Source organism: Tessaracoccus massiliensis (genome assembly GCF_000826065.2).
Classification (GTDB): domain Bacteria; phylum Actinomycetota; class Actinomycetes; order Propionibacteriales; family Propionibacteriaceae; genus Arachnia; species Arachnia massiliensis_A.
In genome coordinates this window covers 765,997-780,425 of sequence record NZ_LN623543.1, presented here as the reverse complement: position 1 = coordinate 780,425, position 14,429 = coordinate 765,997, and the positions used below count along the sequence as shown (strand labels likewise).

Annotated in this window: 15 protein-coding genes and 1 pseudogene; 9 read left to right on the top strand and 7 right to left on the bottom strand. The window is 68.3% G+C overall.

Features of this window, described 5'->3' with window-relative positions; all coding sequences use genetic code 11:
- Positions 1–663 carry an aa3-type cytochrome oxidase subunit III gene (gene ctaE, locus BN1186_RS14210; protein ID WP_484421942.1) on the bottom strand — a complete coding sequence of 221 codons (663 nt, stop codon included), beginning with the start codon at positions 661–663 and terminating at the stop codon, positions 1–3.
- Positions 664–803: 140 nt separating this feature from the next.
- Here ctaE and BN1186_RS14205 point away from each other — a divergent pair, with 140 nt between their 5' ends.
- From BN1186_RS14205 to trpD, 3 genes are read left to right on the top strand one after another with little or no spacing between them, the layout of a single operon-like run.
- Positions 804–1,778, top strand: coding sequence for a cytochrome c oxidase assembly protein (locus tag BN1186_RS14205; protein ID WP_052460203.1), 975 nt, complete (start codon positions 804–806; stop codon positions 1,776–1,778).
- Positions 1,778–2,185, top strand: coding sequence for a hypothetical protein (locus BN1186_RS14200; RefSeq protein ID WP_040284598.1), 408 nt, complete (start codon positions 1,778–1,780; stop codon positions 2,183–2,185). The genes BN1186_RS14205 and BN1186_RS14200 overlap by 1 nt, the downstream gene beginning before the upstream one ends.
- Positions 2,185–3,225 carry an anthranilate phosphoribosyltransferase gene (trpD, locus tag BN1186_RS14195; protein WP_040284597.1) on the top strand — a complete coding sequence of 347 codons (1,041 nt, stop codon included), beginning with the start codon at positions 2,185–2,187 and terminating at the stop codon, positions 3,223–3,225. The genes BN1186_RS14200 and trpD overlap by 1 nt, the downstream gene beginning before the upstream one ends.
- Here trpD and BN1186_RS14190 read toward each other — a convergent pair.
- From BN1186_RS14190 to BN1186_RS16560, 4 genes and pseudogenes are all read right to left on the bottom strand, one after another.
- Complete coding sequence (locus BN1186_RS14190; protein WP_052460202.1) at positions 3,212–3,865, bottom strand: prepilin peptidase; 654 nt, start codon at positions 3,863–3,865, stop codon at positions 3,212–3,214. The genes trpD and BN1186_RS14190 overlap by 14 nt on opposite strands.
- 132 nt (positions 3,866–3,997) lie before the next feature.
- Complete coding sequence (locus BN1186_RS14185; protein ID WP_139651133.1) at positions 3,998–4,336, bottom strand: hypothetical protein; 339 nt, start codon at positions 4,334–4,336, stop codon at positions 3,998–4,000.
- Between the two features lie 22 nt (positions 4,337–4,358).
- Positions 4,359–4,559, bottom strand: a complete 201-nt coding sequence (locus BN1186_RS14180) for a hypothetical protein (RefSeq protein WP_052460201.1) — start codon at positions 4,557–4,559, stop codon at positions 4,359–4,361.
- Between the two features lie 69 nt (positions 4,560–4,628).
- Positions 4,629–4,796: pseudogene (locus BN1186_RS16560) on the bottom strand (sunset domain-containing protein); the annotation flags it as partial.
- Between the two features lie 875 nt (positions 4,797–5,671).
- On the opposite strand from BN1186_RS16560, the gene BN1186_RS14170 reads away from it, so the two are divergent.
- Complete coding sequence (locus BN1186_RS14170) at positions 5,672–7,090, top strand: TlpA family protein disulfide reductase (RefSeq protein ID WP_180349086.1); 1,419 nt, start codon at positions 5,672–5,674, stop codon at positions 7,088–7,090.
- A 41-nt stretch (positions 7,091–7,131) separates the two neighbouring features.
- Positions 7,132–7,641 (top strand): peptidylprolyl isomerase, encoded by a 510-nt coding sequence (locus BN1186_RS14165; protein ID WP_246043326.1) that lies wholly within the window; start codon positions 7,132–7,134, stop codon positions 7,639–7,641.
- Positions 7,642–7,657: 16 nt separating this feature from the next.
- Here BN1186_RS14165 and BN1186_RS14160 read toward each other — a convergent pair whose 3' ends face one another.
- Positions 7,658–9,391, bottom strand: coding sequence for a DEDD exonuclease domain-containing protein (locus BN1186_RS14160; protein WP_040284595.1), 1,734 nt, complete (start codon positions 9,389–9,391; stop codon positions 7,658–7,660).
- Positions 9,392–9,529: 138 nt separating this feature from the next.
- On the opposite strand from BN1186_RS14160, the gene BN1186_RS14155 reads away from it, so the two are divergent.
- Positions 9,530–10,609 carry a C40 family peptidase gene (locus BN1186_RS14155; protein WP_052460198.1) on the top strand — a complete coding sequence of 360 codons (1,080 nt, stop codon included), beginning with the start codon at positions 9,530–9,532 and terminating at the stop codon, positions 10,607–10,609.
- 324 nt (positions 10,610–10,933) lie between these two features.
- Here BN1186_RS14155 and BN1186_RS14150 read toward each other — a convergent pair whose 3' ends face one another.
- Complete coding sequence (locus BN1186_RS14150; protein WP_040284594.1) at positions 10,934–11,692, bottom strand: alpha/beta hydrolase; 759 nt, start codon at positions 11,690–11,692, stop codon at positions 10,934–10,936.
- A gap of 33 nt (positions 11,693–11,725) precedes the next feature.
- Between BN1186_RS14150 and BN1186_RS14145 the strand changes: the two genes are divergently transcribed.
- Genes BN1186_RS14145 through BN1186_RS14135 form a run of 3 tightly spaced genes read left to right on the top strand, consistent with a single transcriptional unit; the run spans position 11,726 to position 14,368 of the window.
- Positions 11,726–12,493 (top strand): lysophospholipid acyltransferase family protein, encoded by a 768-nt coding sequence (locus BN1186_RS14145; RefSeq protein ID WP_052460197.1) that lies wholly within the window; start codon positions 11,726–11,728, stop codon positions 12,491–12,493.
- The gene (locus BN1186_RS14140) at positions 12,486–13,697 is read left to right on the top strand and encodes a sensor histidine kinase (RefSeq protein ID WP_052460196.1); all 1,212 of its coding nucleotides are present in this window, start codon (positions 12,486–12,488) and stop codon (positions 13,695–13,697) included. The genes BN1186_RS14145 and BN1186_RS14140 overlap by 8 nt, the downstream gene beginning before the upstream one ends.
- Before the next feature lie 2 nt (positions 13,698–13,699).
- Entirely contained in the window at positions 13,700–14,368 is a 669-nt protein-coding gene (locus tag BN1186_RS14135) for a response regulator (protein ID WP_040284593.1), read from the top strand.
- Positions 14,369–14,429: the final 61 nt, after the last annotated feature.

Here is a 14,429-nt window from a genome sequence, read left to right as displayed (position 1 = left end):
CTAGCGGAGGAAGTAGAGCACGGCGAACAGGGCGACCCAGATCACGTCGACGAAGTGCCAGTAATAGGACACGACGTGCGCGTGGACGGTCTGTTCGTGGGTGTGGATACGGGTCATGTAGGAGCGGGCCAGCACGTACCACATGGCGACGATGCCACCGAAGACATGGATGCCGTGGATGCCGGTGGCGATGAAGAACAGCGACCAGTACTGGTTGGTGGAGATCACGAAGCCCTCGTTGAAGAGGGTGAAGTACTCCCACACCTGGCCGGCGAGGAACACGGAGCCGAGGATGGCGGAGACGATGAAGCCCTGCCGCACGCCCCACTTCAACGGGTTGAGCCAGGAGCCGTTGACGCGGCCCGCCTCGGCAGCGTTGGCGCCCAACTGGATGGTGACGGAGCTCAACACCAGGATGCTGGTGTTGATGCTGGCGAACACGACGTCGAGGTGTGCGCTCTCCGTGTCCCACAGGGACGGCGTGCCAGCGGCGGCGGCGTCGATCGCCATGGACCGGGTCCAGAAGTAGGCGGCGAAGATGGCGCCGAAGAACATCACCTCGCTCGCCAGCCAGACCACCACGCCGATGGCAGTCACGTCCGGACGGCCCAGAGGCTTGTTCAGCCGGGCTGACGGCACTGGATGCACTGCGCCGGTAGGCATCTTCGCCGGCGCTTGGGTAAGTTCATGATTCGTGGCCACGGGCTCATTATTGCCGCAAAACGCGCAGAGGTCACGCCAAGCACGAACATTGGGACCACCCCCCGATGATTCGAGAGAGGGGACATGAGATAATGCGCCCTATGTTCAGCGGCTTTCCGGCCTCATTTCCGACGCACGCCAAGCCCGATGACGACATCATTCCACTGGAGGGGACCCGCTATTTCACGGCGTGGGACTTCCCCTGGGAGGCGGTGCTCGGGCTGCTGGTCGTCGGTGGGCTCTACCTCTGGGGCGTCCAGCGGCTCCGGAAACGCGGCGACAAGTGGCCGCTGAGCCGGACCGTCTCCTTCATCGTCCTGGGCCTGGGTTCCATCGCCGTGGCCACCTTCTCCTTCCTCGGCGTCTACGACACGGTGTTGTTCTGGGCGCACATGATCCAACACATGCTCTTCAGCATGATCGCACCGGTGTTCCTCGTCTTCGGGGCGCCCGCGACCCTGGCACTCAGGGCGCTGCCCAAGAAGCCGCGTGACGTGTTCCTCAAGGTGCTGCACTCCAGGTTCGCGAAGGTGCTGCTCTTCCCGCCGTTGGCCACCGCACTCATGGTGATCTACCCCTTCGGCCTCTACATGACCGGCCTGTACGAGATCACCCTGCGCAACGACCTCGCCCACGACCTGCTCCACCTCTTCCTCATCACGATGGGCTGCCTCTTCTTCTTCCCGCTCCTCGGCGTGGATCCGGTGCCGATCAAGATGCCGTACCCCATCCGCATCCTGCTGTTCTTCATCACCATGCCGTTCCACGCCTTCCTCGGCGTCACGATCATGGGTTCCAGCAGGCTGATCGCCGAGGAGTGGTACCTCGCCTTCGAACGAAGCTGGGGGCTCTCACCTATGAAGGATCAGGAATGGGCCGGCGCGTTGATGTGGGCCACCGGCGACCTGACGATGTTCGCGGCAATGATCACGATCTTCGTGCAATGGGTCAAGGACTCCAACCGTGAAGCCAAGCGGGTGGACCGCGCGTTGGACCGCGAGGACGCCCGGCGCGCCCGGGCCGAGACACTTGGCTACGATGACACCCAGAGACAATCTCGGAAGGAAGACCGATAATGAGCGATGCCACCGTGAAGGTGCTGGTGTTCTCCGACGACCGGCTGGTGCGGGAGCAGATCCGCCTGACGCTGGGGCGTCGGGTTGCGCCGGACCTGCCTCAGATCGAGGTCTTCGAAGTGGCCACCCAGGGCGCCGTGCTGCGCACGCTGGATGCGGGCACCGAGTATGCGCTGATGATCTTTGACGGCGACGCGCAGCCGTCGGGCGGATTCGGCCTCGCCCACCAGGTCAAGGAGGAGTACGCGGACAGCGCGCCGATCATGCTGCTCGTCACGCGTGAGGCAGACGCCTGGCTCGCCTCCTGGACGCGTGCCGAGGCGGTCACACCGTTCCCGGTCGACCCCGTCACCATGCCGCAGCAGGCGGCCCACCTGATCCGGGCGCGGCTCGCCCAGGTCGCCTGATGGCCACCAGTTACACTTGGCCGGACATCCTCACGGGCCTGGTGAGGCGGGAGGGGCTGGAGTCCACCGCCGCGTCCTGGGCCCTCAACGAGATCCTCGCCGGGCGCGCCTCGGAGGTGCAGGTGGCAGCCATGCTCACCGCGCTACGTGCCAAGGGCGAAAGCGAGGACGAGATCGCCGGCCTGGCAGATGCCATGCTGGCCAACGCCACGCCCATCGCCCTGAACCCCGATGCCGTCGACATCGTCGGCACCGGCGGTGATCGTGCCAACACGGTCAACGTCTCGACGATGGCCGCGATCGTGGCCGCAGGCGCAGGAGCCAAGGTGGTCAAGCACGGCTCGCGCGCCGCGTCGTCCCAGGCCGGCACGGCGGACACGCTGGAGGCGCTGGGCGTCAAACTGGATGTGGAGCCGGGCAAGCAGGCCGCCATCCTCGACGAGGTGGGTATCGCGTTCCTGTTCGCACAGCAGTACCACCCGGCCATGAAGAACGTGGCCGGTGTGCGCAAGAAGCTGGGGATCCAGACCACCTTCAACTTTCTCGGTCCCCTGGCCAACCCCGCCCGCCCCCGCGCGATGGCGCTGGGTGTGGCCAACGACGACATCGCGCCGGTGATCGCCCGCGTCCTCGCGGAGCGCGGCACCCGGGGCTTGGTCTTCCGCGGCTTCGACGGGCTCGACGAACTCACCACCACCTCGGAATCCGACGTGTGGCTCATCTCGGAGGGCAGGGTGTTCCGCACCGTGCTCGACCCGCGGGACCTCGGGCTGGAGCCCGCCTCACCCTTCGAGTTGGAGGGAGGCCCGCCGGAACACAACGCGCAGGTGGTGCGCGACATGGTGGCGGGCAAGCCTGGTGCCGTGCGCGACATCGTGGTGCTCAACGCCGCCGCGGCGCTCCTGTCCTATCGCGGTATCTCGACGGTCACCGAACTGGTGGCCCAGTTGGAACCGGCCGTCAAGGCAGCCAGCGAAGCCATCGACTCGGGCAAGGCGTCCCAGACCCTCGAAGCCTGGGTGGCGGCTACCCAGCGGTAGCCAGCACCCCGCCCACTGCCGCCACGAGCGGGCCGAGCCAGAGCGCAGGCCCGAACGGGAAGTGCCGCGGGCGGCTGTCGTCTCCCCGCGCCCAGAGCGCATGCGCCACGCCGTGCAGGGCGCCGGCCACCGTGCCGGCGAGTAGCGCCGTCGCCCAGGAGTTGAGGCCTGCGAGCCCGCTGACCGCCCCGGTGAGGAGCGAGAGCCTGACGTCGCCGAACCCCAGCACCGGGAAGAGGCGCCAGGCCACGTAGAAGAATAGGAAGGCACCCGTCGCGCCCAGCACAGCCGCGACGGCGGCGCGCCCATCAGTAACGGTCAGCGGCACCAAGGCCGCCACCATCACGGCGGAAGCCGCCCAGCTGAGGCGCTTGGGGAGGAAGGTGGTCCGAAGATCGATGGCCACCAGGGGGAGACCGAGCGCCAGGTAGGGCGCCCACAGCCAGTGGTGGGCCGGCGGCACCAGCCATAGCACCCCGGAGGTGATGGCTGCCACGGCGCCGAGTGCCGCCGTCGACCTCGCGGTGACCAGGCCCGGGAGGTGCGGAGCCTCGGGATCGTCGATGCGCAGGCGGGGCACCACGATCCGCCAGGTGGCGAGTGCGGCGACGATCACGCCCAAGGCGGTGAGCCAGGTCATGTCCGAAGCCTAGGTAGCACCCGGGGGCACGCGCCAGGGGTGTGGATAACTCAGAAGTGGCTGCCGGGCTCAGTGACCCACGTGCCCGGCCCGGTGAAGGACACCGAACCCAGGCGACGGCCGCGCGGCGGATCAGCTCCACCAGCGCTTCCTCCCGTGGCGGCGCAGCGTGGGCTTCGGATGGCAGCACGTCCTCAGCCGCGGCCAGCACCCGCTCGAAGCGGTGCCGGCCCACGACGACCAGATCGCCCCGTCGGAAGAGGCGGTCCGCAGACCGGTCGCGCGGAACTCGTCGAACACCTCGGCGATCAGCCGGCTGTTCTGAGCCGCCCATCTCTGCGTGGAAGGCCGCTCCGGTCTCGCGCGGTGCCAGGCCCACAGCGGCCAATCGGCCACGGGGAGGATCGTCGCCTCGTGGGCGGTGTACTCCGTGTATTCGCCCAGCGTGCCGAGCCGATGGTCGTGGTGCACCAACCGGTCCAGGACGGCGCGGTCATAAGGGGCCGAGCCGGGACAGCAGCGGCAGGTAGTGGCTGCGTTCGAACACGTTGACGGTATCGAGTTGCAGCACACCCAGGCGGGAGATCACCTTGCGGAGCGCGGCGGGCCCCACCGTCGCGCGTCGCGGCAGCGCCAGGCCCTGGGCACGGACGGCGACGCGGCGGGCGGCGGCGGGGCTGAGGCGTCGTGTCATGGGCCAACAATAGAACCGGGCGCCGACTGGTGAGTCGGCGCCCGGTTCAGGGTTCAGGTGGCTGGCGGATCAGCGCTGAGCCTTGGTGAAGCCTGCGGCCTCAGCGGCCTCTTCAGAGTTGAACCAGACTTCGGCGATCGTGCGCTCGTACCCGCCCGTGCCTGCGACGTGGTACTTCTTCGAACGCTCGTTGCCCTTGATGGTGTATCCCTCAGGCGGCTCGGAACCCACGTAGGCGCCCTCGCCGTACTCGGGGCCGTCGTCTGCCGAGGGATCCTCGACGACCTCGGTCTCCTCGATGACGGTGGTCTCGGGGGCGGGGGAGCCTTCCGAGGTCATCTCCGTCTCCTGGGGGGTGTCCTCGTGCGGGACGACGGGCTCAGCATCAGCCTCGGCCTGCTCCGCGGTGTCCGATGCGAACTTGGCCGCGTTGGAGAACGTGTCGTTGTTGTTCACGTAGGCCTTGGAGGGCTCGTGGGCGGTCCAGCCGTCATCCTTCGGAGCGAGGAAGTGGCGCACCGCTGCCACCGCGCCGGCGACGATGGTGCCGACCGCGAGGACCTTGCCGAACGTGCGCCATCCGCTGCGCTGCTTAGCGGGTTCCAGTTCGCCCTTGAGTGCCTGCACCGCGGCCTTGCCGCGCCTGCCGCCTTCGACGACGGCGGGGTGCTCGGCGGCCTGATGCAGGAAGCCCTGCACCTTCGGCAGGAAGTCATCCTCGACCTTCTCGCGTGCGACCTCGACAGCCGGTGCGACCTTGCCCATCGCACCCTTGAGGTGGGGTTCGAGATCGTCCAGGCGCTTGGCCGCGAAATCCGCGGTGCGGACCTTGGCGTCGCGCAGCACGGGCGCGGCCTGCTTCTGCAGATCGGCCAGCAGGTGCTGGGCGCGGTCCAGTCCGTCCTTCAGAGCGCTGACTGAGTACTCGGCGGCGGCGGATGCGGTATCCGCGGCGGCCTTCTTCACGTCTTGTGACCTTCTCACAAGTTCCTCCTGTGGTTGTGGCTCGTAATCGAGCAGTTTCCACGCTACCGGGTTGTGGGGATCACTCAAGGCGATCACCAGATTTTTGTGGGGGATTCCACCCCAGAGGGCCCTGCCATAATGCTGCCGTGGACTTTCTCCTTCTGGCTCATGTGGTGCTGGCTGTTCTCCTGCTGATTTCGGGGGTCGCGAAGCTGCGCGACAGGGACGCGACCGCCGATGCCTTCGAGGCGCTGCGCCTCCCGTCATGGCTGGTGGGCGCGGGCGCCCCGCTGCTGCTTCCGGTTGCGGAACTGGTGCTGGCGGCACTACTCGTGCTCGGCAGAGGGTGGCTGCTCACCGCCGCAACGGTTGCCGTGCTGGTCCTCATGCTGGCCTACACCGTGGTGATCGCCCGGGCGCTCGGGTTCGACGAGCCCGTGCGCTGCGGTTGTTTCGGGGCGCTCGGCTCCGGCGACGTCACCAGGGCCACGCTCGTGCGCAACGTCCTTCTCGTCGCGTTGGCCGCCCTCAGCGTGGCCGGCGCTGTCTGGGGGGTGGCGACGTGGGGTCAGCCCGCCACGTCCTGGGGCTGGGTGCTGGTGGCGCTGCTCTCGGCCGCCGCCGTCGCGTTGTCGCTGGGGGGCGGCGCCGCACCGGCATCCCCCGGCTCGATGGAATGGATCCAGGGCGCCTCGCTGATCGACGAGTCCAACGGGCAGACCGTGCGCGTCCGGGAGTTGGCCGGCGCCCACGGGGGCGTCGCCCTGCTGTTCGTGCTGCCGGGGTGTGGCGGCTGCCGTCGCGCACTGGCGGAGTTGCCGCGCCTGCGCGCCGCGAACCCGGAACGCTTCGTCGTGCCAGTCATTCCGGGCTGGGCGAGCATCGACGAGGAACTGGCCGCTGTGCCGGACCTGCACCGCGACCCAGGCTCCAACGTGGCGGCCGCCCTCGGCATGGTCTACGCGCCATCTGCGCTAGTGGTCGATGCGTCGGGTCGGCCCGTCGGCGAGTTCCACACCGGGGGCCCCGCCGTGCAGCAACTGTTCGAGCTGGGCATGGATGCGGAACCTCACGAGCCGGAGCCTGCACCGGCTGATGATCCCGCCGCAGCGGTGCCGGAGACGGTGGAGGAAGACGAACTCGATTACGTGCGCAGCCCCATCCCCGACGGCGTCGTGCTGGACCCCGACGGCGCGCCCAGCACACTGCGGCAGCTGGCGGGGGAGAAGGCGCAGCTACTGGTGGCCGTGGACTGCCTGTGTCCCCCGGCGCGGATGGCCATGGACTCCGTGGTGGGTTGGCAGGAGAAGCTGCCGATGCTGGACGTTCGGCTGGTGCTACCCTTCCGGATGCAGCCTGGCCGGCTGACTCCGGAGCAGGAACGCCTGGCCCTCTACGACCATGGCGGCCTCGCCACCCGGTCGCTGGGGGCCACCGGCCAGGTGGCGGCGGTGCTGCTGGGTGCGGACGGCATGTTGGCGGGCGGTCCCGTGCACGGCATCGATGAGGTGCGGGGATTCGTCGACGACATCGCCGACGAGATCGCCGCCGCTTCCGCCGTCTGACACACTGGACGGGTCTCATTGACCATCAGAAAGGAATGCGCGTGACCACCGCAACCCTCAAGACCAACCACGGTGACATCGTCATCGAGCTGTTCGACACGCACGCCCCCAAGACCGTCGAGAACTTCGTCGGCCTCGCGGACGGCACCAGGGAGTACACCGACGCGGAGACCGGCGAGAAGACCACCGGCCGCTACTACGACGGCCTCGGTTTCCACCGCGTCATCGACGGCTTCATGATCCAGGGCGGCTGCCCTCGTGGCGACGGCCGCGGCGGCCCCGGCTACACCTTCGCCGACGAGTTCCACCCCGAGCTCCAGTTCGACCGCCCCTACCTGCTGGCCATGGCCAACGCCGGGCCGGGCACGAACGGCTCGCAGTTCTTCATCACCGTCGGCCCCACGCCGCACCTGAATAACCGTCACACCATCTTCGGTGAGGTCAAGGACGCGGACAGCCAGAAGGTGGTCGACGCCATCGCCACCACCCGCACCAGTTTCGGGGACCGCCCCGTCGAGCCCGTGGTGATCGAGACCGTCACCATCAACTGAGGCCGATCCGGCACCACTACGAGGCGAGCAGTCCCGAGAGGGGCTGCTCGCCGAGCAGTTCCCGGGGGAGGTCTCCCTCTGGGAGCCCGGCGTGCAGCGGCCAGGCCCAGTCACCGTCGGTCTCGATCAGCCGCACACCCGGCAGTTCGAGCCAGGCGGCGATCCGTTCGGCCTCCTCGATGCTGGCCGCCGGCCAGCCTCCGAGCGGCGCGAGCACAGTCTCCGCCCCGGCCACCGCCTCCTCGGCAGCAGCGCGGGCTCGGGGGGACGGGGCGCTGGTGGCGGCGGCGAGGCGCCCGTACCTGATCACGTGGATGTCCCAGCCGGCCGCTGACGGCACAGCCGCCACCAGTTGCCGGCAGCGCGCAAGTGAGCGCACCCGGTGGAAGCGCAGCGAGGTGCGGTAGTAGGCCGTCAGCCGCTCCGCCAGCACCCCGGCCTCCTCGTAGCGCTGCTGCGCCACCAGCTTGTTGAGGCGCCCGCGAACACTACGCAGCACGGGGCGCACATCCGTGTGCCAACTGGCGCGCACCTCCTCGACGATGCCCGCATAGCCCTCGGCGCCCTCGCCCAACTCGCACGGTGCGAGACAGCGGCCCATCTCAGCCAGCGCGCACGGTGCAGAGGCCTTCTTCTTGGACAGCCTGGTGGTGCAACGCCTCAGCTTGAACGCGTCGTACAGCGTGAGCGCCGCGCTCTCCGCCGCGTCCCTGCTGCGGAACGGCCCGAAGTGCGCAGAGTCGTCTCGTACGGCATGGACGATGGAGAGGCGGGGGAAAGCCTCATTGGTGAGCTTGAGCCAGGTGAGCTTGCGTTGGTTCTTCGACTTGCGGTTGTAGCGCGGGGCCAGCGATTCGATCATCCGCAGCTCGCGGACCTCGGCCTCGAGATCCGTGGCGCAGGCGATGAACTCCACCCCCGTGGCCACACGCACCATCTCGTGAATGCGGCCGCGCTTCTCCGCCGCGGAGAAGTAGGAGCGCACCCGCCGCTTGAGGTTGTTGGACTTGCCGACGTAGAGCACCTCGCGCTTGGGCCTGCCGTCTGAATCCGTCGAATCCGTGACGAAGTAGTACACCCCCGCCTGCTCCGGGGCCCGCTGCGCCCAGACGCGCTTGGCGCGCCTGTCCGGGGAGACCTGCAGGGCGAACTCGGTGAGGTCCTCCAAGGTGTGAACGCCGAGGTTGCCCACGCGGCCCAGTAGCGCGTGCAGGACGTCGACGGTGGCCCTGGCGTCGCTGAGCGCCCGGTGGTTGGGTTCAGTGGAGGAGCGGAAGTAGCGGGCGAGGGTGGCCAGCTTGCAGTTGGGTACCTCGTCGCGCAGCAGCGCGGTGCGGGCCACCGCCACCGTGTCGATCACGGTGGGGCGTGGCCAGGCCATGCCGAGCTGGTCGTAGCCGCGCCGCAGGAATCCGGTGTCGAACCGGGCGTTGTGCGCCACCAGGGCCGCACCCTTGGCGAACTCTGCGAACGCGGGCAGTACCTGGGAGGCGGGGGGCGCGCTGGCGACCATCTGGTTGGTGATGCCTGTGAGGACCTGGATCATGGGCGGGATGGGGGCTGAAGGCCGAACCAACGTCTGAAACTCGCCGAGCACTTCACCGCCGCGCACCTTCACCGCGCCCACCTCGGTGATCTCGGCATCGGCTGCGCCGCCTGTGGTCTCCAGATCCACCACCACGAACGTGACGTCCGACAACGGGACGCCGAGGTCATCGAATGAGGGTTGAACAGCGGTTTCCTGGGCCATGTCAAGCACCGTAACCGTCGCCTCCGACAAAGTGCGTCGACGCCCCGAGAACGGAGCGGCGTAACGACTTTGAGAAACCCTGAAACCGGCTTAGAATTCTCTCAGACTTCCCTCCCGCCCACCATGCATGGAGCATCTGTGAACCGAGTTCGTGCCGCCCTCGCCGCCATCGTCACCTGCGCGGTACTCGCGACCGGCAACGTCGTGGCCAACGCGGATCCCGAGGCGGTTGAGCAGGCCCGCGCCGAGCTCGAGCGCATCCAGCAGGAGGCCTCCGCGATCGATCAGGAGATCATCGAGGCGCACGACCGCGCGGCCCATGCCACGAAGAAGCTCGAGCGCCTCAAGGAAGACGTCTCGGCGCAGGAGAGCAAGGTCAATGACCTCTCCACGCAACTGGGTGACGTCGCCGCCTTCCAGATGCAGCACGATTCCGTTTCACTGGCCGCGCAGTTGCTGCTGAGTAGCTCGTCGGACAACTTCCTCAGCGGCCTCGCCACGCTGCACAGCGAGGTGGACCGCAACAACGCCGGCATCCAGCAGCTACAGCTGGATCAGGCGAAGCTCACCACCCTCCGCGAGGATGCCGCGGCCACCGAGGCCGCTTTGAAGGCAGACCACGCCGCCAAGATCGAGTTGGCGGAGGACTACGACGCCAAGGAGGCGGAGGCCGAGGAGGTCTACGAGCGCCTCTCGGAGGAGGAGCGCCAGCGCCTCGCCGCCATCGAGGCCGAGCGTCAGCGCCGCGCAGAGGAGGCCCAGCGCCGCGCGGAGCAGCAGGCTGCGGCCCAGGCCGCGGCTGCCGCGTCGGCGGCCGCTGACGGCACCGCACCCGCCGCCACCGCGCTGACGCCCGCAGCCTCGGGCCGCGCCCAGGACGTCGTCAACGCCGCGGTCAGCAAGGTGGGCAGCCGCTACGTGTGGGGCACGTCGGGTGAGAACACCTTCGACTGCTCTGGGCTGACGAGCTGGGCCTACCGCCAGGTCGGCATCAACCTGTCGCGCTCGTCGCGCACCCAGTGGAGCTCCGCCGGCTACAAGGTCTCCAAGTCCGAGCTGCAGCCGGGAGACCTGGTGTTCTACTACAGCCCGGTCAGCCACGTGGGCATCTACATCGGCAACGGCAAGATCGTCGACGCCGCCAACCCTCGCACCGGCGTGCGCATCACCAGCCTCAACTCGATGCCGTTCACCGGCGCCCGCCGCGTCCTCGGCTGACGCCTGAGTGTCCCTGTCGGAAGGCTACCTTTCGCGGTCTCTGAGCCAGCCGCCCGCGGCTGGTCGAAGGGCCCTCAACGTTGTCTCCAAGCGCCAAGGAGTGTCCGGTTCTCCAAGCGTCACGGAGTTGGCCGGGGTCGGGGGGTACGCAAGTGCTTCTCCGGCACGGATTCGCGCCCGGATACCTGTTGGCTGGCATCGGCGACCATCCAACAGGCACCCCGGCACCGGACGCTCCGGCAGTAACGCCAACGACGGTTTCGGCCGGACGATCAGGCAATCCGACAGGGCGGAGCATCCCGGTGGCCCAGCTGCCCGACCCGCTCAGGAGCGTTCGGCGATGAAGCGGCGGGACTCAGCGACGATCAGGCCTGCGTCGTGGTCCATCGTGGCCACGTGGTAGCTCCTCGTCAGTTCCACGTCCTCGACGTGCAGCACCTTCTCGCGGATCAGCTGCCGGCTCAGGCCGTCGACGACGTGGTCGACGGTCGACGTCATCAACAACACGCGGCCGGGGATCCGGTGCAGCTTCGCCTGAGTGTCTGTCCACAGGTCGCTGAGCGTGGCCAGGCTGGTCACCGAGAAGTGGGAGTAGGCAGGTTCCTCGACGCCCGGTAGCGCGACATCTGAGCCGATGCCCTTCTGCGGGGGCAGCAGGCGGTGCAGCTTGGTGGCGGGCCCCACGCGTCGGTCCTTCGTGCCCACCGAAGGGTTGACCAGCAGGGTGCCGCGCACCGGCTGCAGGGCCGCCAGGCGCAGCGCGAGCGCCCCGCCCATCGACAGCCCGGCCACGAACACGGTGCTGCAGGTTCCGGCCAGTTCGTGGTAGGCGTCCTCGATGGTGTTGTACCAGTCCCACCACCGCGTGCGGGCCAGGTCGCGCCAGTGGGTGCCGTGCCCCGGCAGTCTGGGTGCGACGACGCGCACGCCGGGCCAGTTGCCGTCGGGCCGGGCCAGGCCCTCCGCCCATGTCCGGACGGAGGCGACGCTGCCGGTGAAGCCGTGGCTCATCACCACCCCGATGTCGCCTTCGCCGCCCCGGTAGGGGCGGGCCTGGATGTGCACGCTGCTGGAGGCTGTCATACCCATACGATGACAGAGATTAGACTGCCGCTCATGTGGTACCAGTTCTTCAAGTTCACGATCTTCAAGCCCCTCGTGAAATTCGGCTATGGCACGCGGGTGATCGGGAAGGAGAACTTCCCCCGGAAGGGCGGCGCGATCCTCGCCAGCAACCACATCGGGGCGCTCGATTCGCTGGTGATCCCGGCGAGCATGCCGCGCAAGATCACCTTCCCCGCGAAGGCGGAGTTGTTCGTGGGAGACCGTGGTGTGGGCAGCAGGATCGTGGCCTGGTTCCTGAAGGCCGTCGGCCAGGTGCCGATGGACCGCAGCGGCGGGCGCGCCAGCGCCGATGCACTAGGCAGCATCACCTCGGTTCTGGCCGAGGGCCACGTGGTGGCCATCTACCCTGAGGGGACACGCTCGCCGGACGGCCGTTTGTACAAGGGCAAGACCGGTATGGCCCGCATGGTGCTGAGCAACGATGTGCCGGTCATCCCGGTGGGCGTGAGCGGCACCAAGTCCCACAAGGGGCCGTTCGGCATCCCGTGGTCGCGCCGCCCCGTCGTGATCATCGGCGAGCCGCTCGACTTCTCCCCATATGCCACCGCCAAGCCCAGTACGAAGCTGCTGCGGTGGGTCACCGACGAGACTCTGGCGGCCATCCAGCGGCTGACCGGCCAGGAGTACGCCGACGTGTACGCCACGCGCGTCAAGCACGGCGACCTCAAGGAGGTGGGCTCCGACGAGTTCCTGTTGTCGCGCCCGGGTGGAGGGGAACCTCCCGTGGGCGAGGCGAGCCCCACGGTCACAGATGAGTGACGGGCACCCTCTGGAGGAGTCGCGCCTCGGCGTGGGGCTCCGCTGGCTGCAGGCGCACGCCCTCTGGTACCACGACCGCTACGACGTGCTGGGGCGCGTCTACACCGTTGTCGGCATCACCCGTGGCTGCCTGGGTGCCCATGCGGTGCTGGTCAACCTCTTCATCGTCCTGCCGAGGGCCACGAACAGGGAAGGCGTGATCGTCGCCACCCTGGCGCTGGTCTTCTGGCATTTCTTCATTTCGGTGCGCATGCGCAAGCCCGCCCGCCGGACCTGGCGGGCGCACCTGGCCGACCTGGGCGTCACAGTCACCCTCGTGCTGGCCACGGCGTTGGTGGTGCCTCCGGGCGCCGCCCCGCTCTCGCTGGCGGGCTACTGGCTGGGTGGCGCCGCGGCCTACGCCGCGCTCTTCTACAGTGTGCGGTGCGGCGTCATCTTCGCTGTGATCACCAGCGCGGCGCTGCTGGTGACTCCTGACCACTTCAGTATGGAACGGGTGGGCGTCAGCTTCGTGCTCATCCTGTTCACCGCCTGCCTCGGGCTGCTGATCTCGCAGTTCCGCACCACCATCATTGAGCAGGAGCAGGAGCGGATCCGCTCCGCGGCCCTCGCGGAGCGGGAGCGCCTCTCGCGCCTCGTGCACGACGGTGCGCTGCAGGTGCTGGCGCTGGTCGAGCGCGAGGGGCCCTCCCTGGGACCCCGCGGCATCCGGCTTGCGGCGCTCGCCCGGGAATCTGAGGCGCAGCTGCGCAGCCACCTGCAGGATCGCGAGGTGCTGGACGTCGTGCAGACCACGACGGTGGACCTGGCGGCGGTTCTGGACAAGTACGAATCCGCCAAGGTCACCGTCTCGACCATGGCCAGCCTCGTCCAGGTGCCGCGCTTCCTGGCCGACGAGGTGGAGGCGGCGCTGACCGAGATCCTCAAGAACGTCGACAAGCACGCCGGTGAGGATGCCCAGGTGTGGATCCTCCTGGATCAGGAGCTGAGCGACGAAGTGATCCTCTGGGTCAGGGACAATGGTGTCGGCATGCGGGCCGATCAGGTGGAGGCCGCTGCCGCCAAGGGCCGGATGGGTATCCGCGATTCGATCGTGGGACGCGTGTCGGCGTTGGGTGGCAGCGCCATCCTCAAATCGTCGCCGGGTGCCGGTGCGGAATGGGAACTGCGGTTCCCGATCGATGTGGAAGCGATAGAGAGCTGAGCATGAAGGAACTGGAACGCAAGCGGGTCATGCTGGTCGATGATCACCCGATGTGGATCGATGCCCTCAGCGAAGACCTCACCGAGGTGGGCTTCGAGATCGTGGCCGTGGCCAAGAACGGCGAGGAGTGCCTGGCCAGGGCGCGGGCCACGCGCCCGGAGGTGGTGGTCATGGACCTGCAGATCCCGGAGCCGGACGGTGCCACCTGCATCGAGATCCTGCTGCAGGAGTTCCCGGACATGCACGTGCTGGTGATGTCGGCCTCCGGTGAGCGCGACGACGTACTGCGGGCCATGAAGGCCGGCGCCAAGGGTTACCTCGTCAAGTCGGCGTCGAAGGAGGAACTCATCGAGGGAGTGCGCCGCACCGCCGTCGGGGATGCCGTCTTCACGCCGGGCCTGGCGGGCCTGGTGCTGGGCGAGTTCCGGCGCATGGTCCACGTGGCCCACTCCCACAACGAGGAGGGGCCGGTGCTCACCAGCCGCGAGATCGAGGTGTTGCGCCGCGTCGCCAAGGGCATGGCCTACAAGGAGATCGCCGACGAGCTGTTCGTCTCGCACCGCACGGTGCAGAACCATGTGCAGAACGTGTTGCGCAAGCTGCAGTTGCACAACCGTGTGGAGCTGACGCTCTACGCCATCGACAAGGGTTTCCACGACCCCAACGAGTAGCCCCGTCCACCCAGCATCCGCCAGCGCGGAGGGGGCGCCGCGGTGGGGTAACCTAACGCGC